General features: G+C 44.1%; 19 protein-coding genes and 1 tRNA gene. 18 read left to right on the top strand and 2 right to left on the bottom strand.

What is annotated here, in order from left to right:
* Nucleotides 1-37 precede the first annotated feature (37 nt).
* The gene (locus PG840_RS11705) at nt 38-2,362 is read right to left on the bottom strand and encodes a rhodanese-like domain-containing protein (RefSeq protein WP_270613666.1); all 2,325 of its coding nucleotides are present in this window, start codon (nt 2,360-2,362) and stop codon (nt 38-40) included.
* A 191-nt stretch (nt 2,363-2,553) separates the two neighbouring features.
* Here PG840_RS11705 and rfbA point away from each other — a divergent pair, with 191 nt between their 5' ends.
* The 18 genes from rfbA to PG840_RS11615 all read left to right on the top strand — a co-directional run bounded on the left by rfbA (nt 2,554) and on the right by PG840_RS11615 (nt 23,451).
* Nucleotides 2,554-3,450 carry a glucose-1-phosphate thymidylyltransferase RfbA gene (gene rfbA, locus PG840_RS11700; RefSeq protein WP_022220496.1) on the top strand — a complete coding sequence of 299 codons (897 nt, stop codon included), beginning with the start codon at nt 2,554-2,556 and terminating at the stop codon, nt 3,448-3,450.
* Between the two features lie 16 nt (nt 3,451-3,466).
* A complete protein-coding gene (gene rfbB / locus PG840_RS11695) occupies nt 3,467-4,465 on the top strand; it encodes a dTDP-glucose 4,6-dehydratase (RefSeq protein WP_008369702.1) in 999 nt (332 codons plus the stop codon).
* The gene (gene rfbD, locus PG840_RS11690) at nt 4,459-5,382 is read left to right on the top strand and encodes a dTDP-4-dehydrorhamnose reductase (protein WP_022220495.1); all 924 of its coding nucleotides are present in this window, start codon (nt 4,459-4,461) and stop codon (nt 5,380-5,382) included. The genes rfbB and rfbD overlap by 7 nt, the downstream gene beginning before the upstream one ends.
* A 7-nt stretch (nt 5,383-5,389) precedes the next feature.
* Complete coding sequence (gene rfbC, locus PG840_RS11685; RefSeq protein WP_044998736.1) at nt 5,390-5,935, top strand: dTDP-4-dehydrorhamnose 3,5-epimerase; 546 nt, start codon at nt 5,390-5,392, stop codon at nt 5,933-5,935.
* A gap of 1 nt (nt 5,936) precedes the next feature.
* Complete coding sequence (locus PG840_RS11680) at nt 5,937-6,959, top strand: aminoglycoside phosphotransferase family protein (protein ID WP_022220493.1); 1,023 nt, start codon at nt 5,937-5,939, stop codon at nt 6,957-6,959.
* A gap of 104 nt (nt 6,960-7,063) precedes the next feature.
* A complete protein-coding gene (spoVT, locus tag PG840_RS11675) occupies nt 7,064-7,612 on the top strand; it encodes a stage V sporulation protein T (RefSeq protein ID WP_022220492.1) in 549 nt (182 codons plus the stop codon).
* 52 nt (nt 7,613-7,664) lie between these two features.
* Complete coding sequence (locus tag PG840_RS11670; RefSeq protein WP_270205701.1) at nt 7,665-8,036, top strand: TIGR04086 family membrane protein; 372 nt, start codon at nt 7,665-7,667, stop codon at nt 8,034-8,036.
* Between the two features lie 260 nt (nt 8,037-8,296).
* Nucleotides 8,297-8,440 (top strand): six-cysteine ranthipeptide SCIFF, encoded by a 144-nt coding sequence (scfA, locus tag PG840_RS11665; RefSeq protein ID WP_008369659.1) that lies wholly within the window; start codon nt 8,297-8,299, stop codon nt 8,438-8,440.
* A gap of 115 nt (nt 8,441-8,555) precedes the next feature.
* Nucleotides 8,556-9,953 carry a thioether cross-link-forming SCIFF peptide maturase gene (gene scfB, locus PG840_RS11660; RefSeq protein WP_117558972.1) on the top strand — a complete coding sequence of 466 codons (1,398 nt, stop codon included), beginning with the start codon at nt 8,556-8,558 and terminating at the stop codon, nt 9,951-9,953.
* Between the two features lie 15 nt (nt 9,954-9,968).
* Nucleotides 9,969-12,134, top strand: coding sequence for a protein translocase subunit SecD (gene secD / locus PG840_RS11655; RefSeq protein WP_117558970.1), 2,166 nt, complete (start codon nt 9,969-9,971; stop codon nt 12,132-12,134).
* Nucleotides 12,135-12,213: 79 nt separating this feature from the next.
* Nucleotides 12,214-13,974 (top strand): single-stranded-DNA-specific exonuclease RecJ, encoded by a 1,761-nt coding sequence (gene recJ, locus PG840_RS11650; protein WP_270613665.1) that lies wholly within the window; start codon nt 12,214-12,216, stop codon nt 13,972-13,974.
* A gap of 71 nt (nt 13,975-14,045) precedes the next feature.
* Nucleotides 14,046-14,570 carry an adenine phosphoribosyltransferase gene (locus PG840_RS11645; protein ID WP_022221132.1) on the top strand — a complete coding sequence of 175 codons (525 nt, stop codon included), beginning with the start codon at nt 14,046-14,048 and terminating at the stop codon, nt 14,568-14,570.
* Nucleotides 14,571-14,589: 19 nt separating this feature from the next.
* Nucleotides 14,590-16,914, top strand: a complete 2,325-nt coding sequence (locus PG840_RS11640; protein ID WP_181988839.1) for a RelA/SpoT family protein — start codon at nt 14,590-14,592, stop codon at nt 16,912-16,914.
* A gap of 6 nt (nt 16,915-16,920) precedes the next feature.
* Nucleotides 16,921-17,544 carry an MBL fold metallo-hydrolase gene (locus PG840_RS11635; protein WP_008369645.1) on the top strand — a complete coding sequence of 208 codons (624 nt, stop codon included), beginning with the start codon at nt 16,921-16,923 and terminating at the stop codon, nt 17,542-17,544.
* Nucleotides 17,545-17,556: 12 nt separating this feature from the next.
* Nucleotides 17,557-19,056: a coproporphyrinogen dehydrogenase HemZ gene (hemZ, locus tag PG840_RS11630; RefSeq protein ID WP_270613664.1), complete on the top strand. Its 1,500-nt coding sequence runs from the start codon at nt 17,557-17,559 to the stop codon at nt 19,054-19,056.
* Complete coding sequence (gene hisS, locus PG840_RS11625; protein ID WP_195250590.1) at nt 19,041-20,312, top strand: histidine--tRNA ligase; 1,272 nt, start codon at nt 19,041-19,043, stop codon at nt 20,310-20,312. Before hemZ ends, hisS begins: the two co-directional genes overlap by 16 nt.
* 30 nt (nt 20,313-20,342) lie before the next feature.
* A complete protein-coding gene (aspS, locus tag PG840_RS11620; RefSeq protein ID WP_270613663.1) occupies nt 20,343-22,142 on the top strand; it encodes an aspartate--tRNA ligase in 1,800 nt (599 codons plus the stop codon).
* Nucleotides 22,143-22,281: 139 nt separating this feature from the next.
* Complete coding sequence (locus PG840_RS11615) at nt 22,282-23,451, top strand: M20 metallopeptidase family protein (protein WP_270476134.1); 1,170 nt, start codon at nt 22,282-22,284, stop codon at nt 23,449-23,451.
* Between the two features lie 191 nt (nt 23,452-23,642).
* Here the strand turns inward: PG840_RS11615 and PG840_RS11610 are convergent.
* A tRNA-Gly gene (locus PG840_RS11610) sits at nt 23,643-23,715 on the bottom strand.
* Nucleotides 23,716-23,996 lie beyond the last annotated feature (281 nt).

Genomic DNA, 23,996 nt, shown 5'->3' with positions numbered 1-23,996 from the left:
CAACGTCCCGCTTTTGTAACCTTTTTGGGAATAATTATTATTTTACAATTTTTTTCTTACCGAATGCAATGATTGCGCCAAGAGCAGCGAGCATTGCAACCGCGAGAGCAGCGATAGGAGCGGTATCTCCTGTCTTTGTTGTAGCAGCAGTAGTGGTTTTACCGTTATTCTGGTTTTTATTGTTATCTTTGCCATTGTTGTCTTTCTTTGTATCAGGATCAGCGACAGGATCTGTTACAAAATGCTTCTGGATCACTTCACTTTTTGCACCGTTTTCGATGGTGAATACCTTGATGTTGGTGATTCCGGCTTCTTTGAGAAGCTGAGTTGCTTTTGCAGCACCTCTTGCTCCACTGTTGCAAAGAACGTAAATTGTTTTTCCTTCAAAATCTGCTTTGTGAGCAGTTACATATTCTGTAAATGCTTTTGCGAGATCATCCGGAAGTTTGTTATCTTTGTCAAAAAGTGGAAGGGAAAGGGATCCCTTTAAGTGTCCTTTTGTGTAAGAAGCTGTAGAACGTACATCAAGAATCAGGTAGTTCTTTGTATCTGCCATTTTATTGATTACATGAGTGTCAGAAACATAGATTGCAGCAGCGTTTACATCAGCATCTTTTGCACCACCAGTGATAGTATGCACTTTTGCAAGATCATATCCGGCAGCTTTTAATAAAGCAGTAGCAGCTCTTGCACCACTTGCACCACTGTTACAGAGAAGATAGAGATCTTTTTTCTCAAGAGTGGCTTTGTTGTCTGTTACATATTTTGTGAAATCTTTGGAAAGCTGGTCATCTGTAGTTTTTGCAACACCATCAGCATTAAATACTGGTGTTGAGATAGAACCTTTCAAATGTCCGGCACCATAGTTGCCTGTTGCACGTACATCAAGGATTGCTACATCGTCTTTTCCAACAGCAGCAACAGCTGTTTTTCCGTCTTCAGCATTTCCATCTGTTCCTGACATTGCGTACAGGAGTTCCAGGCCTTTTGCACCGTTTGTGATGGTGTATACTTTTCCATCTTCCTTAGTGCTTGTGTTATAGCCAAGTTCTCCAAGAAGTTTGGTTGCTTTCTGAGCCCCTCTTGCACCACTGTTGCAGATGATGTAGATTGGTTTGTCTTCTGTTATTTTGGAAGTAATTTCTTCTTTGAAAGCTTTTTCAAGTGCTTCAGCTTCAGCTGTGTCAAGTTTGTTGTCGGCGTCAAACAGAGACTGTGAAATGGATCCTTTCAGAGTGCCTGTTTTAGCCTGTGCTTTTGTAGAACGCACATCAATGACATATGCAGTTCCTTCTTTTGCAGCTGTAATAGCATCGTTTCCGGATACAAATTTGTAACCATCTACAGTTACGAAAGCACTTTTTACAGTTTCATCTTTCGCACCACCGGTGATGGTATAGATTGTGTTTTTGTCAACACCGTTGTCTGCAAGTAAAGCAGTAGCGGCTCTTGCACCTCTTGAACCACTGTTGCAGAGAACGTATACTTTTTTGCCTGTAAAGGTAGAAAGATTGTTCGTTACATATTTTGCGAAAGCTTTTGAATATTCGTCCTGATTTGTTGGAGTAACTGTCTCTTCGCCTTTTTCATCAATATAGAACACAGGCTGAGAAATAGAATTCTTCAGATGTCCCTTTGCATAGTTTTCTGTTGTACGTACATCGATGATTACTACATCAGATGAATCAACAGCAGCTACGGCTTCAGCACCGGTTACAGCGTTGTTTGTTCCAAGGAATGCGTAACGAACTTCAAGGCCTGTTGCTCCGTAAGTAATAGTGTGAATGTTGTCAAGAGAATATCCTGCAGCGTTTAATAAAACAGTAGCAGCTTTTGCACCTGCGTTTCCACTGTTGCAGAGAACATAGATTTCTTTTCCTTCAAGAGCGGAATTTCCGGTTACAGTTTCTGTGAAAGCTACAGCAGTAGGTTCATCGGAACGCTTAACAACACCATCAGAAGTAAATACTGGTGCAGAAATAGAACCTTCAATATGTCCCTTGTTGTAGTTTTTAGGTGTGCGTACATCTACGATAACACCAGAGCCGGCTTTTGCATTTTCGATGGCTTTTGATCCATCTATAGGATTACCATCTGTGCCAAGTTCTGTGTAGCGACCAGCGATATCAGTAATAACATCCGAAGTTTCTTTAGAATCATCAGCTTCAGTAGAAGCTTCTTCTTCAGAAGTTTCCCCTTCAGGAACTGTTACTTCTTCCTGGTTTTCCTGATCTTCTGAAACAGTAGTCTGCACATCACTTTCTGTAACGGCATCAGCAACCGGATCAGCGGCAAAAGCTGTCAGAGAGCCGTTCGCAAGTAATGCGAAAGACAGAAATACTGGTAATAATTTTCTTTTCATTTTTCCTCCTTACTCTCAAAATTAGGTTACGATTACATTGTAACAGTTTTCACAAAAATTTCATAATTGTTTTAATCTATATATAAAAACGGAATAGATAAAATCTATAGGTATAATTGAGAGATTTTATTAAACTAACTGCTGTTTCGTGGTAGAATAAAAAGATAAAAATGAAAAACGGGGATATGAAAATGAAAGGAATTATTTTGGCAGGCGGATCAGGAACCCGGCTCTATCCACTTACGATGGTGACATCCAAGCAGCTTTTACCTGTGTATGACAAGCCGATGATCTACTATCCGTTGTCAGTTCTTATGAGTGCAGGAATTCGGGAAATCCTGATCATCAGTACACCACAGGATACACCGAGATTTGAAGAACTTTTCGGGGACGGGCATCAGTTCGGCATCGAATTAACCTATGCGGTGCAGGAAAGACCGGAAGGTCTTGCGCAGGCGTTCATAATAGGAAAAGAATTTATTGGCAATGATGCGGCGGCAATGATCCTGGGGGATAATTTGTTTGCCGGGCATGGGCTTAAGAAACGTCTTTTAGAAGCGGTAAAAGCAGCGGAGAGAGGAGACGGTGCAACCATATTTGGATATTATGTGGATGATCCGGAACGGTTTGGTATCGTGGAATTTGATGAAAAGGGCAAGGCGGTTTCCATTGAGGAAAAACCCGAACATCCGAAAAGTAATTACTGTGTGACAGGTCTGTATTTTTATGATAACCGGGTGAGCGATTATGCAGGACAGTTAAAGCCAAGCAGACGCGGGGAGCTGGAGATCACGGATCTTAACCGGATCTATCTGGAACAGGGAAGACTTCGGGTAGAGCTTCTGGGTCAGGGCTTTACCTGGCTGGATGCGGGCACCCATGAGAGTCTGACAGATGCGACCAATTTTGTGAAGACGGTAGAGACTCATCAGCACCGGAAAATTGGATGTCTGGAAGAAATTGCCTATATGAATGGCTGGATTTCCAGAAACGCACTGCTGGAAGTCTGTGAAAAATACAGACAGAATCAGTATGGACAATATTTGCATGACGTAGCAGAAGGAAAGTTCAGAGAGAATCTATTTTAGACAGGGGAGAGAGTTTATGAAAATCATTGTTACCGGCGGCGCCGGATTTATTGGCAGCAACTTTATTTATTATATGATGGAAAAGCATTCGGAGGATCAAATCATCTGTCTGGATGCACTGACTTATGCAGGGCATATGTCAACCCTGGAAGTAGCAATGAAAAATCCAGCGTTCCGTTTTGTGAAAGCATCTGTGACGGATCGGGTGACTGTATACCGGCTGTTTGAGGAAGAACACCCGGATATAGTAGTTAACTTTGCAGCGGAAAGTCATGTGGACCGGTCGATTGAAAATCCGGAAGTCTTTCTGGATACCAATATAAAGGGAACGGCAGTGTTGATGGATGCGTGCCGGAAATATGGAATCTGGCGTTATCATCAGGTTTCTACGGATGAGGTGTATGGGGATCTTCCGCTTGAACGGCCGGATCTGTTTTTTACAGAAGAGACGCCGATCCATACGAGCAGTCCGTACAGTGCATCCAAGGCAGCGGCAGATCTTCTGGTACAGTCCTATCACAGAACGTATGGACTTCCGGTTACAATTAGCCGTTGTTCCAACAACTATGGACCATATCATCTGCCGGAAAAGCTGATTCCGCTGATGATCGTCGAAGCGCTTCATGACCGGCCGCTTCCGGTCTATGGTGATGGGAAAAATGTCCGTGACTGGCTTTATGTAAAGGATCACTGCCGGGCGATCGATTTGATCCTGCGTCACGGAAAAGAAGGGGAAATTTACAATGTCGGCGGGCATAACGAGATGAAGAATATTGATATTGTGAAGCTGATCTGCAGGGAGCTTGGAAAGCCGGAAGAGCTGATTACTTATGTGGAGGATCGGAAAGGGCATGACAGAAGATATGCAATCGATCCGTCAAAGATCCACAGAGAGCTTGGCTGGCTTCCGGAAACTTCTTTTGCAGAAGGAATTAAGAAAACAATCAACTGGTATCTGAATCATCAGGAGTGGTGGAGACCGATCGTAGAAAAGGAAATGAAAATAAAATGCTAAAGTTTTTGGTGACGGGTGCTGCCGGGCAGCTTGGAAAGGATGTTGTACGTGAACTGGAAAACCGGGGATATGAAGTGACGGGAAGCGGCAGCAAAAAGAGAAAAACAGCAGGTCGTTATGTGAAGATGGATATCACAGACAGAAACGAAGTCGAGGCAGTAATGAAAAAGCTCAGACCGGATATTGTGATCCACTGTGCGGCGTGGACGGCGGTGGATGCGGCAGAAGAGCCGGAAAACTATGAAAAAGTATGGGAAGTTAATGGAAAGGGCACAGCAAATCTTGCATCCGCCTGCCAGAAAATTCATGCTAAAATGGTTTATATCAGTACAGACTATGTGTTTGGTGGACAGGGGAGCAGACCGTGGGAACCGGATTGTGAGGAGTTTTCGCCGCTGAACCGATACGGTGAAACGAAATTACAGGGTGAACAGACAGTGAAAGCAGAACTGAAAGAGTATTTTATTGTGCGAATCGCTTGGGTATTCGGGAAAAACGGGAATAATTTCGTGAAGACCATGCTGGAGCAGGGGAAAAGACGGAAAGAACTTCGAGTGGTATGTGATCAGATTGGAACGCCGACTTACACAGCAGATCTTGCAAAATTTCTTGCAAATCTGTCGATGACAAAGCGATATGGAATCTATCATGTGACTAATGAAGGAGAATATGTCAGCTGGTATGATTTTGCAAAAGAAATCTTCGCACAGGCTGTGAAGCTTGGTGAAAAAGAATATGCAGATGTAAAAGTGATTCCGGTTACGACAGCAGAATATGGAATTTCAAAAGCAGCAAGACCGTTTAACAGCAGACTTGACAGAAAAAGGATCTGTGAAGAAGGATTTCAGCCACTGCCGGTCTGGAAGAATGCGCTGGAGAGATATTTGCAGGAAGTTCTTGCAGAGAGAAAAGGATAAAAGGAAAATGGGACAGATAAAGGTAGAAAAAAATGCAGGTGGAATCGAAGGACTCTGCGTGATCGAACCGTCGGTGCATGGTGATCAGCGTGGATATTTTATGGAAACTTATAATCAGAAGGATATGGAGGAAGCCGGACTTACGATGAAGTTTGTACAGGATAATCAGTCCGGTTCTGGAAAAGCAGTGCTGAGAGGACTTCATTTTCAGAAGAAATATCCGCAGGGAAAGCTAGTCCGGGTGATCCGGGGAACCGTATTTGATGTGGCGGTGGATATCCGGAAAGGAAGTGCCACCTATGGAAAATGGTATGGAATTGAACTGTCGGAAGAGAATAAAAAGCAGTTTTACATTCCGGAAGGATTTGCGCATGGATTTCTGGTGCTGAGCGACCAGGCAGAATTCTGCTACAAATGTACGGATTTTTATCATCCGGATGATGAGGGCGGGATTGCCTGGAACGATCCGACGATCAACGTTGCATGGCCAGAGCTTGATGTGCCATACAGAATGAGTGAAAAAGATAAAAAGTGGGGAAGGCTGGGAGAATAAGATGGAAAGAATTCAGGGATTAAAAGAATATGTACAGACAGAACATTATCTGGAAGGAATCGGGATCGGGAAAGAAGAGCAGAAGGAAATTCAGATTACCTATCAGCCACTGGCACAGGGCGAATATAATATCAACTACTGGTTCGTACACCCACTGACCGGAAAGAAACTGGTGCTTCGTGTCAATACAGGAAGCCAGATGCATCTGGAAAATCAGATTGAATACGAATATCATGCATTGGAGCTTCTGGCAGATTCAGGACGGACGCCAGTGCCGGTTTTTGTAGATGGAAGTAAGAAGGAACTGCCGTATGGTGTGATGGTTATGGAGTTTCTGGAAGGGAGTGCACTGGATTATCGGAAGAATCTGATGGAAGCGGCAGAATGTCTTGCGGATATCCACAGTGTTCCGGTAAAAGAAACGGATGGACTGATATCGCCATCGAATCCACTGCAGGCGATTCTGGATGAATGTAATCAGATGGTGCAGACATACTACGAGTCTGATCTGGGAGAAGAAAAGAAAAAAGTACAGATCCGGCGTCTTCTGGAGCTGGGACAGGAGAAGATCAATGAGATCCGGGATTATAGTGGATACAGATGCTGTATTAACACAGAGCTGAATTCAGGAAATTTCCTGATGAATGGCGCAGGAAAAGACAATTATCTGGTTGACTGGGAAAAGCCGCTTTATGGTGATCCGGTTCAGGATCTGGGGCATTTCCTTGCACCAACGACAACTTTCTGGAAAACAGATGTGATTCTGACAGAAGAAGAGATGGCTGATTTTACAAGAAAATATATCCAGGCGGTAAATGGCAGATTTGATGTGAGTGGAATCGAAGAACGTCTGAACATTTTTATTCCGATCACGTGTCTCAGGGGAATTACATGGTGTGCAATGGCGTGGGTAGAATATCAGGAGCCGGGAAGACTGATCCGCAACGAAGAAACATTTAAAAAGATGGAAGACTATTTAAACCGGGATTTTCTGGATATGATCGAAGAAAGATATTATAAATAAAGATTTCAGGGATACGGAGTAATAAAATCCTACGTTTTTCCACATACTACCCATATCGAATAAATTATGGAAAATATGTGGAACACAGGAGGAATAGAATCAATATGAAAGCTACAGGAATTGTCCGCCGGATCGATGATCTTGGCAGAATTGTCGTTCCGAAGGAAATCAGGCGCACGCTACGTATCCGTGAGGGTGATGCACTTGAAATTTTCACCGACCGGGAAGGAGAAATCATTCTCAAAAAATACTCACCGCTTGGGGAAATGGGAAATTTTGCAGACCAATATGCGGAAAGTCTGGCGCAGACGCTTGGATATCTGGTGTGTATCACAGATACAGATCAGGTGATTGCAGCAGCAGGACCGGGGAAGAAAGAATTTCAGGAACAGCTGATCACAAGACAGCTTGCGGAAGTGATCGCAAGAAGGGAGCAGTTTCTGGCATCCTCTATGGATCGGAAGTTCACGGTCATCGTGTCGGGACAGAATGCAGAACTGAAATGGCAGGTGGTAAGTCCGATCATCTGCGCCGGAGATGCGATCGGTTCTGTCGTGATCCTGGCAAAGGACGGCAGGAAAAAACCCGGTGAGTTGGAACAGAAGATGATACTCTGCGCAGCAGGATTTCTGGGACGACAGATGGAACAGTAAAGGAATATTTCATAAGAATCTCTCATAGTATAAAAGGACAGGAGGGGTTCTTATGGAAAAAAAGCTGTTTGGAAATATCTGTTTTACAAGACTTGTGAAAGCACTGATGCTTTCTTACTTTCTTACGATGCTGATGCTGCTCGGGCTGTCCTTTGGACTGTATAAGTTTGACTTAAGCGAGAAAACAGTCCGGATCGGGATCCTTGCGGTTTACATAATTTCCACATTTGCCGGTGGATTTGCCATGGGAAAAATGGGGAAGACAAGGAAATTCCTGAGGGGATTTATGCTTGGAATGTTCTATTTTCTGCTCCTGCTTGCAATTTCAGCAGGGATCTACCGGAGCGTGCAGGGTGGAATACAGATGATGATCGCCTGGATCCTCTGTGGGGCAGGCGGAATGCTCGGTGGTATGGTGTCCTGAAGGGGCGGAGATGTAATTTTTGCGTTGACGGTATCAAGGGATATGGGCGATACTTTTATTTTTTAATCCGGAGGAAGCAGTTGCTTCGGAAGGAGCAGTAATGACTCCGGGCACTTGCATGAATGTAAGGATTGTAAAGAAAAACTGGATTTTGCCCATTTGTTTCACACATTTGTTTCAGATTGGATTTTTGCGTTGACGGTAAGTTGGAAAATGTGTTATACTGTATCACATAATGAGCAAAGAAGGAGGATATTACAATGAAACACATTAAAACATTGAATACACAGACTCTGAACAATACAGTAAAGAAGGGCGGATGCGGAGAATGCCAGACATCCTGTCAGTCAGCATGCAAGACTTCTTGTACAGTAGGAAATCAGACTTGCGAACACAGCAAATAAGAGATATTTGTAAGTGTAGTGAATAAGTATGACAAGCAGGCAGCGGCTTTAAAGCCGCTGTCATTTGACGTATGAGGAAAAATTTGAAAAATAAGGATAGAAAGGGGTACCGGTTGTGATTCATCAGTACCAGAACAATGGATATAATATTGTACTTGATGTCAACAGCGGATGCGTTCATGTAGTGGACGAGCCGGGGTACGAAGTTATTGCATGTCTGAACCGTATGAACGAGAATCAGACAGTGCAGACGCTGAAAGAAGAAAGTACATGGAACCAGCTGAAAGATGAGCTGGAAGGGAAATATTCCGAAGAAGAACTCAGAGATATATTGGATGACGTGACAGAGCTGACTGAGAATGGACAGCTTTTTGTTGTTGATACATATGAACCTTTTATCGGGGAGGTTATCAAGCGTAAGACAGTTGTGAAAGCACTTTGTTTGCATATCGCACACGACTGCAATCTTGCCTGCAAATACTGTTTTGCAGAAGAAGGAGAGTATCACGGAAGAAGAGCGCTTATGACTTATGAAGTTGGTAAGAAAGCCCTGGATTTCCTGATCGCCAATTCCGGAACAAGAAGGAATCTGGAAGTTGATTTCTTTGGCGGGGAGCCGCTGATGAACTGGCAGGTTGTAAAAGACCTGGTGGCATACGGAAGAGAACAGGAGAAGCTTCATGACAAGCATTTCCGTTTTACTGTAACTACGAATGGTGTACTTCTGAATGATGACATCCAGGAGTTTATCAATAAAGAAATGGACAATGTAGTCATCAGTCTTGACGGACGTAAGGAAGTTAATGACAGAATGCGTCCTTTCAGAAACGGAAAAGGAAGCTATGATTTGATCGTTCCGAAGTTCCAGAAGCTTGCAGATTCACGTAATCAGGAACGCTACTATATCCGCGGAACATTTACCAGAAACAATCTGGATTTTTCAGAGGATGTGAAGCACTTTGCAGAGCTTGGCTTCAAGCAGATGTCGATCGAACCGGTTGTCGGGGATGAATCTGATCCGTATGCAATCCGCGAAGAAGATCTTCCACAGATCTTTGATGAGTATGACAAGCTTGCAAGATATATCATCGAGAAAGATAAAAAGGGAGAAGGATTCAATTTCTTCCACTTTATGATCGACCTGGAAGGAGGACCGTGTCTGTACAAACGTCTGTCCGGATGTGGTTCGGGAACCGAATACCTTGCTGTTACGCCATGGGGAGATTTCTATCCGTGTCACCAGTTTGTAGGTGATGAAGATTTCCTGATGGGAAATGTAAACGAAGGGATTACAAGACCGGAGATCGCAGATGAGTTCCGTTGCTGCAACGTATATACAAAAGAAAAATGTAAGAAATGTTTTGCAAGATTCTACTGCAGTGGTGGATGTATGGCAAACGCATACAAGTATGCAGACGGATTAAATGATTCTTATGATCTGGGATGTGAGATGGAACGTAAGCGCGTGGAATGCGCGATTATGATAAAGGCTGCAATGGCAGACGAAAACTAAGAAAGGGACTTGGACATGAAGAAGAGTAAAGGAATAGTAAGCCTTGTTCTGATTGCTGCACTTTTAGGACTTCTTGGATTTACCTGCTGGCAGGGATTTGGTTCCTCCCACACAGGTTCCGCAAGAAATATCAATCTTGGTCTTGACCTTGCCGGTGGTGTCAGCATTACCTATCAGACAAAAGACAAGAATCCTTCAGCAGAAGATATGAAGGATACGATCTACAAGCTGCAGAAGCGTGTAGAGCAGTACAGTACAGAAGCAAGTGTATATCAGGAAGGGGATGACCGGATCAACATCGAGATCCCAGGTGTATCCGATGCCAATAAAGTTCTGGAAGAACTTGGCAAACCAGGATCACTGGTATTTCAGGATGCAGATGGCAATACCGTTCTTGAAGGAACAGATGTTAAAAATGCAGAGGCTCAGACACAGGAGAACTCTACGACTAAGAACAAAGAATATGTCGTAGCTCTGCAGCTTACCAAAGAAGGAACAACCAAATTTGCAGAAGCAACAGCAGCAAATGTAGGAAAACAGATTTCCATTATTTATGATGGACAGACAATCAGTTCACCAAGAGTTAATCAGGCGATCGAAGGCGGAGAAGCCGTTATCACAGGGATGTCAAGCTATGAAGAAGCAGACAATCTTGCAGCTACCATCCGAATCGGTGGACTTTCTCTGGAACTGGAAGAACTTCGCTCTAATGTAGTAGCTGCACAGCTCGGAGAAGAAGCAATCAGCACAAGCTTAATGGCTGGTGCCATCGGACTTGCCATCATCTTCGTATTTATGTGCTTCGTATATCTGATTCCGGGACTTGCAGCAGGTCTAGCACTTCTGATCTACACAGGACTGATCCTGGTGCTTTTAAATGCATTTAATATCACGCTTACCCTTCCGGGAATTGCAGGTATCATCCTTGGAATCGGTATGGCAGTCGATGCCAACGTTATCATTTTCGCCCGTGTGCGTGAAGAAGTGACAACAGGTATCAGTGTTAAGACTTCCCTGAAGAATGGTTTCCACAAAGCACTGTCTGCGATCGTTGACGGTAACGTAACAACTCTGATCGCTGCAGCTATTCTCTGGTTCAAGGGTTCAGGTTCTGTAAAAGGATTTGCACAGACATTGGCACTTGGTATTGTTGTGTCAATGTTTACGGCACTTGTTATTACCAGGATCATCATTTTCTCTCTGTATGCGATTGGTCTTCGTGATGTGAAATTTTATGCGAAGAAATTCAAAAAAGAAAGAAAAGTTATCGACTTCCTCGGAAAGAAAGCCATTTTCTTTGCAATATCAATTGCTGTGATCGCAGCAGGTTTTGTAACAATGGGAGTCCAGTCGGGAAAAGGTGAAGGTGCGCTGAACTACAGCCTGGAATTCAAGGGCGGTACGGCTACAACCGTAACATTTGATAAAGATTACTCGATCAAAGAGATTGATTCAAAGATCGTTCCGGTTGTAGAAGATGTGACCGGAGATCACAATGTACAGGCACAGAAGGTAAAAGACAGCAATCAGATCATCATCAAGACACAGACGCTGAATCTTGACGAAAGAGAAGCACTTAACAATGCGCTTGCTGATAAATTTGGTGTAGACACATCGACAATTACAGCAGAAAATATCAGTTCTACGGTAAGCTCCGAGATGAGACAGGATGCGATCATTGCAGTTATCATTTCAGCGATCTGTATGCTGATCTATATCTGGTTCCGGTTCAAAGATGTACGTTTCGCATCAAGTGCGGTTCTTGCTCTTTTACACGATTTGTTATTTGTGCTTACATTCTATGCACTTGCAAGAACATCTGTCGGTAATACATTTATCGCATGTATGCTGACAATCCTTGGATATTCTATCAATGCGACGATCGTTATTTTCGACCGTATCCGTGAAGAGCTTCGGGTCATGAAGAGAAACGATGATCTGAAAGCGCTTGTAAACAGAAGTATCACTTATACACTGACAAGAAGTATTTACACAACATTTACTACATTTGTCATGGTAGCGGTTCTTTATATCATGGGTGTAAGCTCTATTAAAGAATTTGCAGCACCTCTTATGGTTGGTATTGCAGGTGGCGGATATTCATCTGTATGTATCACCGGTGCATTATGGTATGTAATGAAAACAAAAATCGGCGGCAAAAAAGCAGCGAAAAAGAAATAACTGACAGAAAATGAGGTGTCGGAGGAGAATCCTCCGGCATCTTTGTATTATCTGACTACCAAAGAAAGGAAAAGAGAAAATGGAGAACTGGGTACTTCTGAGAAAAGGAGCGGATTTTCAGCATATCAGTGAGAAATTCCATATCAGTCCGCGAGTGGCTTCCCTGATAAGAAACCGGGATGTGATCGGGGATGATGCGATCGAGAAATATTTAAACGGTACGATCGCCGATCTGTACGATGGAATGCTGATGAAGGATATGGACAAGGCAGTAGCGGTTCTTGGAGAAAAGATAAAAGAAAATGCAAAAATCAGGATCATTGGAGACTATGATATTGATGGAATCCAGTCGACCTATATTCTTCTGGAGGGATTCCGGATGCTCGGAGCTGATGTGGACAGTGACATTCCGGATCGTATGAAGGACGGGTATGGTCTAAACCGGAACCTGATCGACCGGGCGCTGGAGGCCGACGTGGATACGATCATTACCTGTGATAACGGGATTGCGGCGGCAGAGGAGATCGCCTATGCAAAAAGTATGGGAATGACGGTTGTGGTGACGGATCATCATGAGGTCCCGTATACGGAAATTGGCGGGGAACGAAGATATATTTTGCCGGAGGCAGATGCGGTTGTGGATCCGAAGCAGGAGGACTGTACTTATCCGTTCAAAGGGCTGTGCGGGGCTGCGGTTGCTTACAAGCTGGTGGAGGCTCTGATGGAAGCCATGGGAAAAGATGCGGAAGATGCAGATTATCTGATGGAAAATGTGGCAATCGCAACGATCGGTGATGTTATGGATCTGGTGGACGAAAACCGTATTTTTGTTAAACAGGGACTGGATATGCTGAAACGGACGGAGAATCTGGGACTGAAGGCGCTGATGGAATGTACTGGTGTGAATGTAGATAAGCTGTCTCCGTATCACATTGGATTTGTGATCGGCCCGTGTATGAATGCCAGTGGAAGACTGGATACAGCAAAGCGTGCCCTGGAGCTTCTGGAGGCAAAGAAAGTGGCGGAGGCGGATCTGCTGGCAGGTGATCTGAAAGCACTCAATGACAGCCGGAAGGATATGACGGCGCAGGCGGTAGAAGAGGCGTTTATCCAGGTGGAGAACAGTGAACTTAAGGATGCAGACGTGCTGGTGGTCTACCTGCCGGAATGTCATGAAAGCCTTACCGGGATTGTGGCAGGAAGGATCCGGGAAAAATATTACCGTCCGGTCTTTGTGCTGACGAAGGGCGCGGAAGGTTTAAAGGGCTCAGGAAGATCGATCGAGACCTGGCACATGTATGAAGGACTGAACCGGGTAAAGCATCTGTTGTCAAAATTTGGCGGGCATAAGATGGCGGCAGGTCTCTCCATGCCGGAGGAGAATCTGGAACAGTTCCGTAAGGAGATTAACGAAAAATCCGGGATCACACCAGAGGATCTGAATGAAAAGATTGCCATAGATATGCAGCTCCCGTTTGAATGTGTCAATGAAAAATTTATCGGAGAGCTTGCGGTTCTGGAACCATTTGGCAAAGGAAATGCACGTCCGGTCTTTGCAGAAAGACAGGTACAGGTGGAAAGTGCGAGAATCCTTGGCAAGAATAAAAATGTGCTGAAGTTGCAGGTGAAGGATCTTCACGGTACAAGGATGGATGCCATGTATTTTGGAGATGTGAATACCTTTGTGGAATATGTGCGTGAAAAATTTGGAGATATTGCCTGTGAGTGTCTACTGCACGGACATGGGCATGGAATTGTTATGGCATTTACCTATTATCCTGATATCAATGAGTATCAGGGAGTCCGTACGCCACAGATTGTGATCCAAAATTATAAATAATTTGAAAAACAGCAATTTTATGCTATACTAATAAATATTGCATATATTTGTAGGTAAGGTGGAGAAGAAAGATGAAAAAACTTGAAGAATATGTTGTCAGCATTCCGGATTATCCGGAAAAAGGAATTATTTTCAGAGATGTAACCAGCATTCTTGAAGATCCGGAAGGGCTTCAGCTTTCCATTCGGGAACTGCAGGATAAGCTTGAAGGCATGGATTTCAACATCGTGATCGGACCGGAGTCCAGAGGATTTATTTTTGGAATGCCGATTGCATATAATCTGCAAAAAGCATTTGTGCCGATCCGTAAAAAAGGAAAGCTTCCTTGCGAGACAGCATCGATCAAGTATGATCTGGAATATGGAAGTGCAGAGATCGAGATCCACAAGCGTTCGATCAAACCGGGAGACAAGGTTGTGATTGTAGATGACCTGATGGCAACAGGCGGTACGGCAGAAGCAATGATCAAACTGATCGAAGGACTTGGCGGTGAGGTTGTAGAAGTTCTCTGCCTGATCGAACTGATGGGATTAAAAGGACGGGAAAAACTGAAAGGATACAAAGTAGATTCCGTAATCCAGTATCCGGGAAACTAATGAGAAAGAAGGGAAGGCTATGGCAGACGATATCGGAATCCAGCAGGAGATGCTGATCGAACCAACACATAAAAAACTGGAGATCGTAGATGGTCATGCGGTAAAGGATGTGGAAGATTATCAGAATCCGGAACTGCTCTATAAAAGTCTGATCGAGCGAGTCAGAAAGTACCATCCTTCGGCGGACGTCTCTATGATCGAAAAAGCATATCATATTGCAAGAGATGCGCATAAAGGGCAGACACGGAAATCCGGAGAAGAGTATATTATCCATCCTCTGTGGGTAGGAATCATTCTGGCACAACTGGAGATGGACAAAGAGACGATCGTTGCCGGCATCCTTCATGATGTGGTAGAAGACACGGTGATGACGGACGAAGAAATCCGTCAGGAATTCGGAGATGAGGTGGCGCTTCTGGTAGACGGTGTCACAAAGCTGGGACAGCTTTCCTATTCAGCGGATAAGTTGGAGGTCCAGGCTGAGAATCTTCGTAAGATGTTCCTTGCGATGGCAAAAGATATCCGTGTTATCATCATCAAGCTTGCCGACCGTCTGCACAATATGCGTACCCTGCAGTATATGCGACCGGAGAAGCAGTTGGAAAAAGCAAAAGAAACCATGGATATCTATGCTCCGATCGCACAACGGCTTGGTATTTCCAAGATCAAGACAGAGCTTGATGATCTGGCACTCAAATATTCCCAGCCGGAGGTTTTTAACGATCTAGTAAAGCAGATCAATGCAAGAAAAACGGAAAGGGAAGAATTTGTCCAGCAGATTGTGGATGAGGTTTCCACGCATATGAAGAATGCGAACATTGATGCAGAAGTGAACGGACGTGTGAAGCATTTCTTCAGCATTTATAAGAAGATGGTGAACCAGGATAAGACGGTGGATCAGATCTATGATCTGTTTGCAGTCCGTATTATCGTAGATTCTGTAAAAGACTGTTATGCGGCGCTTGGAGTTATCCATGAGATGTATACACCGGTACCGGGACGTTTTAAAGATTATATCGCAATGCCGAAGGCAAATATGTACCAGTCTCTGCATACGACTCTGATGAGTTCGATCGGTCAGCCGTTTGAGATCCAGATCCGTACAAAAGAGATGCATAAAACTGCTGAATACGGTATTGCGGCACACTGGAAATATAAAGAGTCTGAAGATGGAAAGAAGAGCGTTGAAGCGAAGGAAGAAGAGAAACTGAGCTGGCTTCGTCAGATCCTGGAATGGCAGCGAGACATGTCAGACAACCGGGAATTTCTGAATCTTCTGAAAGGAGACCTGGATCTATTTGCAGAGGATGTATACTGCTTTACACCGAACGGAGATGTCAAGAACCTGCCGAACGGTTCTACGCCGGTTGACTTTGCCTATGCGATCCATACTGCGGTCGGCAACAAGATGGTAGGTGCCAGAGTCAATGGCAAGCTGGTCAATATCGATTATAAGATCCAGAACGGGGACCGAATCGAGATCCTGACTTCGCAGAACTCCAAAGGACCGAGCCGTGACTGGCTGAGTATCGTCAAGAGTACCCAGGCGAAGAACAAGATCAACCAGTGGTTTAAGAAAGAATTCAAAGAAGAAAATATTGTACGTGGTAAGGAAATGCTCGCCGCATACTGTAAGGCAAAAGGATTTGTACTCTCGGATCTGATGAAACCGAAATATATGCAGATCGTGCAGGAAAAGTACGGCTTTAAGGACTGGGATTCGATCCTTGCAGCACTTGGACATGGCGGATTGAAGGAAGGTCAGATCGTCAACCGTCTTGCGGAAGAATACAGTAAGGATCACCGAAAAGAACTGACTGACGAAAGTGTTCTGGAAAAGGTTGCGGAAGCGGCAAAGAACAAGGTGCATATCACCCGATCCAAGAGTGGTATCGTGGTCAAGGGAATCGACGATATGGCAGTGCGCTTTTCCAGATGCTGCAATCCGGTGCCGGGAGATGAGATCGTTGGTTTTATCACCCGTGGACGTGGAATGTCGATCCATCGGACGGACTGTGTCAATATCATTCATCTGTCAGAAACGGAAAGAGCGCGTCTGATCCCGGCAGAATGGGAAAAACCGGAGGAAGGTACAGACACCGGAAGCTATCTGGCTGAGATCAAGATGTATGCAAATGATAGGCAGGGACTTTTGATGGATATGTCCAAGGTGTTCACGGAGATGAATATTGATGTGAAGTCTATGAATGTAAGAACCAGCAAACAGGGAACGGCAACAATCGAAGCCGGATTTATTGTCCGGGGAAGAGAGGAGCTTGGAAAAGTGATCGGAAAGCTCCGGCAGATCGTCGGTGTGCTGGATATAGAACGAGCAGTGGGGTAAAAAGAAATGAAAATCGAAAAATTTGTAACAGGAATTATCAGTACCAATTGTTACATTGTTACCAATGAAGAAACAAAAGAGACCGTGATCGTTGATCCGGCAAACTTGTCAAAAGCGATGATCGGTTATATCGAAGAGGAAGAGCTTGTAATTAAGGCAATTCTTCTGACTCATGCGCATTTTGATCATATCATGGGAATCGATAAAGTGATCGACCGGTATGGAGAAATGCCGGTTTACGTAGAAGAATCTGATCTGGAGCTTCTTCACACACCGTCTATGAATGAGTCAACGGTATATACAAATGGCTACAGCTACCCGGGTGGAGACGTGATCCATGATGGAGATGTGCTTCATCTGATCGGAGAAGATTTCCGGGTGATCCATACACCGGGACATACCCAGGGCGGCGTATGCTACTATGTAGAAAAAGAGGGAGTACTTTTCAGTGGAGATACATTGTTCTGTTGTTCAGTCGGAAGAAGTGATTTTGCAACCAGCAGCACTTCTGCACTGATTCGTTCGATCAAGGAAAAACTGTTCCTGCTTCCGGATGAAACAAAGGTATTCCCGGGACATATGGGCGCAACAACGATTGGCAACGAAAAAGTGAACAACCCGTATGTATAGAGGAGCAGAGAAATGATTCGGATCAGCTGTAAGAATGAACGTTTCACCTACGACATGTATCATATCGTAAAGTCATTTCTTCCTGATGCTGAAATCAGCCAGAAGGTAGATCCAGAACAGGAACTTCTGATCGAGATGACCGCAGAAGAGGAACCAGATCTGGAAGAGCAGGCATGTGATAAAAAGGTCCGGTGGACCTTTTTTCATTGCAGGGAGGCTGAAATCGCAGACATCAGTGAAAAAAGAGAACAAAAGCGTTATATCAATAAAAAATTATATCAGACCCTGGTCAAAAAGACCGGAGAAGAACATGCATGGGGGAATATGACAGGTGTCCGCCCCACAAAGATGATCATGGAAAGACTGGAAGAAGGTTCTTCTGAGGAAGAAATCATCCGGTATATGCATGATACCTATGTGGTAAGCGAGAAAAAAGCAATGCTTGGTATCGAGATTGCAAAGCGGGAAAAAGCCCAGCTTGACAAGCTGGATTATGAAAATGGATACAGCCTTTATATCGGAATTCCGTTCTGCCCGACAACCTGCAGTTACTGCTCCTTTACTTCTTATCCGGTTGCAAAATGGCAGAATCGGATGGATGAATATGTAGATGCACTTTTAAAAGAGCTTGCATTTATTGCAGAGGTTTCAAAAGAAAAGCATCTTAATGCGATTTATATGGGAGGCGGTACACCGACAACCCTGAGTGCACAGCAGATGGACCGGGTTTTGAGTTTCCTGGAAGAACATTTTTCCTTTGAACATCTGAAAGAATATACGATCGAAGCCGGAAGACCGGACAGCATTACTGAGGACAAGCTGCGAGTGATCCGAAAGCATGGAGTTGGCAGAATTTCCATCAATCCACAGACCATGCAGCAGAAGACACTGGATGTGATCGGAAGACGTCACACAGTGGAAGATGTAGTCCGCATTTTCCATCTGGCAAGAGAACTGGGATTCGACAATATCAATATGGATCTGATCGCAGGTCTTCCGGGAGAACATCCGGAGGAGATGGAAGATACTCTTCGTCAGATCAAAGAGCTTGCACCGGATAGTTTGACGGTCCATGCACTTGCAATGAAACATGGTTCGAGACTGACACGCGAACGGGCTGCAAGCACAGAAAAACAAAATTATAAACAGATGGCAAGAGAGCTGGAAGAGATGATCGATATGGCACGTAAGGCGGCCGGTGAAATGGGACTTTATCCGTATTATCTCTACAGACAGAAGAATATTGCAGGAAATTTTGAAAATGTAGGTTACGCAAAGGTTGACAAAGCGGGAATTTACAATATACTGATTATGGAGGAAAAGCAGTCCATCGTTGCTGCCGGTGCAGGCGCATCGACTAAGGTGGTGCTTCCGTATGAGATTCCGGCACCCGGAAGTAAAAACGGGCGGATGACGAATCTGATAAGAATAGAAAATGTCAGAGATGTGGGAGAATATATTTCTCGTATCGATGAGATGATAGAGCGAAAAGGAGAATGGTTATGGCATTAAAGAAAAAACCGGTTACCGGCATGAAAGACATGCTCCCGAAAGAAATGGAAATCAGAGATTATGTGATCCAGATGATCAAGGATACCTATAAGACATTTGGATTTACTTCCATAGAGACACCGTGTGTAGAACACATTGAGAACCTGTGCAGCAAACAGGGTGGCGACAATGAAAAACTGATTTTTAAGATTCTGAAGAGAGGGGAAAAACTGAAAATTGCTGAGGCAAAAGAAGAGATCGATCTGGTAGACGGAGGACTTCGTTATGACCTGACAGTTCCGCTTGCAAGATACTATGCAAATCATGCAAATGAACTGCCGTCACCGTTTAAGGCACTTCAGATTGGCAATGTATGGAGAGCAGACCGCCCGCAGAGAGGACGTTTCCGTCAGTTCATGCAGTGCGATATCGATATTTTAGGTGAGCCGGGTAATCTTGCAGAGATCGAACTGATCCTTGCAACTACGACCATGCTTGGAAAGATGGATTTCCACAATTTTACGGTATGTATCAATGACCGTAATATCTTAAAGGCGATGGCTGCATTTAGTGGATTTAAGGAAGAAGATTTCGATGAAGTATTTATCATCCTTGATAAGATGGATAAGATCGGCAAAGAAGGCGTAGGCGAAGAACTGGTTGAGATGGGTTATACAAAAGAAAATGTAGATACTTATCTTGGACTCTTTGATGAGATCAGCCCGGATGTTGACGGAATCCGTTTCTGCAAGGAAAAGCTGGCAGGATTCCTTGACGAAAAGACAGCCGACAGCATGGAAACGATCATCTCCAGCGTAGAAAGTGCAAAAGAGGCAGAATTCAAAGTGAAATTTGATCCGACGCTGGTACGTGGACAGTCTTACTATACAGGAACCATTTTTGAAGTAACAATGGATGAATTCGGTGGCTCAGTTGCGGGTGGCGGACGTTACGATAAGATGATCGGTAAATTCACAGGGCAGGACACACCGGCATGTGGATTCTCAATCGGATTTGAGCGTATTGTCATGCTGCTTCTGGAAAATGGATATGAGATTCCTTCCAAGCGCCAGAAAAAAGCATATCTTCTTGAAAAGAATATGCACAAGGAAGGCATCCTCAAAGTACTTGAGATGGCAAAAGCTGACCGCGCAGCCGGGAAACAGGTTCTGGTGGTCAATATGAAGAAGAACAAGAAATTCCAGAAGGATCAGTTGATCGCAGAAGGATATGAAGATATCACAGACTGCTACAAAGATTCCGTTATGGATTTATAAGGAAAGAGAAACGCAGGAGGATAAATTAGAATGGCAGAGTCAATGACAGGACTGAAAAGAACACATCGGTGTGCAGAGCTTTCAGAGGCAAACATCGGTGAAAAAGTAACCATCATGGGATGGGTACAGAAGAACAGAAATAAAGGTGGACTGGTTTTTGTAGATGTACGTGACCGTTCCGGACTGATCCAGGTTGTTTTTGAAGAGGGAAGTACAGATAAAGCGCTTCTTGAGAAGGCAGCAAAGCTTAGAAGTGAGTTTGTTGTAGCAATCGTGGGAACTGTTGAAAAACGTTCCGGTGCAGTTAATGAAAATCTTGCAACAGGTGCGATTGAGATCAAACCGGAAGAACTCAGAATTTTATCTGAATCTGAGACACCTCCGTTCCCGATCGAAGAGAATTCCAAGACAAAAGAGGAAGTACGTCTGAAATACCGTTTCCTCGATCTTAGAAGACCGGACATCCAGAGAAACCTGATGATGAGAAGCCGTGTGGCTACCCTCGCACGTCAGTTCATGGCAAAAGAAGGATTCCTTGAGATCGAGACACCGTTCCTGATCAAGAGTACACCGGAAGGTGCAAGAGATTACCTGGTACCGAGCCGTATTCATCCGGGAAGCTTCTATGCACTTCCGCAGTCACCGCAGATCTTCAAACAGCTGCTGATGTGCTCCGGATATGACCGATATTTCCAGATCGTAAAATGTTTCCGTGATGAAGACCTTCGTGCAGACCGTCAGCCGGAATTTACACAGATGGATATGGAACTTTCTTTTGTAGATGTTGATGATGTCATTGATATCAATGAGAGATTGCTTGCACATCTGTTCAAAGAGGTACTGGATATCGATGTACAGCTCCCGATTCAGAGAATGACCTGGCAGGAAGCAATGGACAGATTCGGTTCTGATAAACCGGATATCCGTTTCGGCATGGAGCTGGTTAATGTGACAGAGACTGTCAAAGACAGCGAATTTGTTGTATTTAAGAATGCGATTGAAGCAGGCGGAACTGTCCGTGGTATCAACGCAAAGGGCCAGGGTGGCATGGCCAGAAAGAAGATCGACAAGCTGGTTGATTTTGCAAAAGGTTATGGAGCAAAGGGACTTGCTTATATTGCAATTCATGAAGACGGAACTGTCAAATCTTCTTTCTCAAAATTCATGACGGAAGAAGAGACAGCAGCGCTGATTAAAGCGATGGCTGGAGAGAATGGAGACCTACTTCTCTTTGCGGCAGATAAGAATAAAGTTGTATGGGATGTTCTTGGTGCACTCAGACTGGAACTGGCACGCCAGATGGAACTCCTTGATAAGAATGAATACAAATTCCTGTGGATCACAGAATTCCCGCTTCTTGAGTGGAGTGATGAACAGAACCGTTTCACAGCAATGCATCATCCGTTTACCATGCCGATGGAAGAAGACCTTCAGTACATCGACAGTGATCCGGGAAGAGTCCGTGCAAAAGCATATGACATCGTTCTGAATGGTAACGAGATCGGAGGCGGAAGTGTCCGTATCTTCAACCAGGAGATCCAGAGTAAAATGTTTGAAGTACTTGGATTCACACCGGAACAGGCACAGGAGCAGTTTGGATTCCTTCTGAATGCATTTAAATACGGTGTGCCGCCACACGCAGGACTTGCTTACGGTCTTGACCGTCTGGTTATGCTGATGGCAAAACAGGACAGCATCCGTGACGTGATCGCGTTCCCGAAGGTAAAAGATGCATCTGACCTGATGACAGAAGCACCGGAGAGAGTCGATCCGAAGCAGCTGGAAGAGCTTGGACTGGAGCTGGAAGAGCAGACAGCGGACGCTGAATAAATTTTATAATTCAATTTTTAAAAATGAACATTTTTTCACATAAAACAGAATTGGCTGTCAAAGTGAAGAAATGTTCATTTCTTTTTTTATAGCGAAATTCTATAATAACGGTAGTTGAAATAAAAGGAGGATGGGATATATGGCACATAAAATTTTAGAAGAAGCGCAGGAAATGAATGATCTACTTATAAAATGGAGAAGAGATCTTCATCAAATTCCTGAGACGGATCTGGAGCTTCCAAAGACTGTGGAATATATCGGTAAACGTCTGGATGAGATGAATGTAGAATACAAGGTATTTCCTGAGGTTTCAGTGATTATCGCTCAGATTGGAAAAGGGGATAAATGTTTTCTTCTGAGAAGTGATATGGATGCGCTTCCGGTAGAAGAGGAAACGGGACTTGAATTTGCATCAAAGAATGGCTGTATGCATGGATGCGGACATGATCTGCACGCTACGATCCTTCTTGGAGCGGCAAAAATTTTAAAGGCGCATGAAGAAGAACTGCCGGGCGTGGTCAAATTATTGTTCCAGCCAGGTGAGGAGACCTTCCGCGGAGCGAAAGCAGCAGTGGAAGCAGGAGTCCTGGAGAATCCGCATGTAGATGCTGCCTTTGCAGCGCATGTATTTGCGGCAATTCCATGTGGAACGATTGGATATGGTGTGGAAGCCATGGCATCTGTATATGGCTTTAAAATCACCCTTACAGGACGGGGCGGACATGGTTCTGCACCGGAGGGCTGTATTGACCCGATCAACGCTGGTGTAGAAGTTTATCATGCTCTTCAGGCACTGATCGCCAGGGAATGTCCACCATCAGCAGAGGCAGCACTTACGATTGGACAGTTTACAGCTGGTAATGCAGCAAATGTAATTCCGGAGCGTTGCGTGCTTCAGGGAACACTAAGGACATTTAATGAAAAAGTAAGGACGATGCTGATTCGGAGAATCAATGAAATTGTTCCGGCTGTTGCAGCAGCTTATCGTACTACATGTGAAATCGAAGAACTCAGCAATGTTCCGAGTGTAACTTGCAATGAAGAACTGAATGCAGAGTATATTAAAAGTGTTGAGTCTCTTGAGAATCCGGGAACAACGATTAACGGTGGATTTCATGTCATGGGATCCGAAGACTTTGCCGTGATTTCGGCAAAAATACCGGCAAGTTATTTTGTAGTCGGAGCCGGAGTGGAAGATCAGAGTAAATGGAAAGGACAGCATAATCCAAAGATTCTGTTTAATGAAAAAGCATTACCGCTTGGCGCAGCCATGTATGCGAAGATTGCAATGGACTGGCTGGCAAAATAGAAGAGTAGATCTATAAGGTTAGAATAAATAAAAAGAAGGGATCAGGCTTTTACAAAAAAAGTGAAAGCGGATCCCTTTTCGTGTATCTGGCACAACTCTGACAAATGGGGCCTTTTGATTTAATTAAAAGTTTAATCAGAAATTTACATGAATGAAAAAAGAGACTTATGAAAATCATAAGTCTCACAAAGAGCGACAGACGGGACTCGAACCCGCGACCTCCACCTTGGCAAGGTGGCGTACTACCAACTGTACTACTATCGCATCTATTAAATTGTGTTCATCAGAACAATATCTACTATACCGTACAAAGAAGGAATTGTCAACGAAAAAATGAAGAAATTCTGTTCTACTTTTTGCGGAGATTCAATAAGTTTTCTGTTAATCAGACAAAAAATGATTTTAACAGAATAATAGGCGAAGAAAAGTAGAAAAGTCCGACATATAAAATTGAAAATATACTTGACCAATTGATAGATATATTGTATAGTATTTATTGTTCTGATGAACAACAAATAATGAATGCGATAGTAGTACAGTTGGTA

Origin of the sequence: Coprococcus sp. AM97-35 (assembly GCF_027697525.1) — a bacterium.
GTDB classification, from domain to species: Bacteria; Bacillota; Clostridia; order Lachnospirales; family Lachnospiraceae; genus Allocoprococcus; species Allocoprococcus comes.
This window is presented reverse-complemented; position numbering and strand designations above follow the sequence as displayed.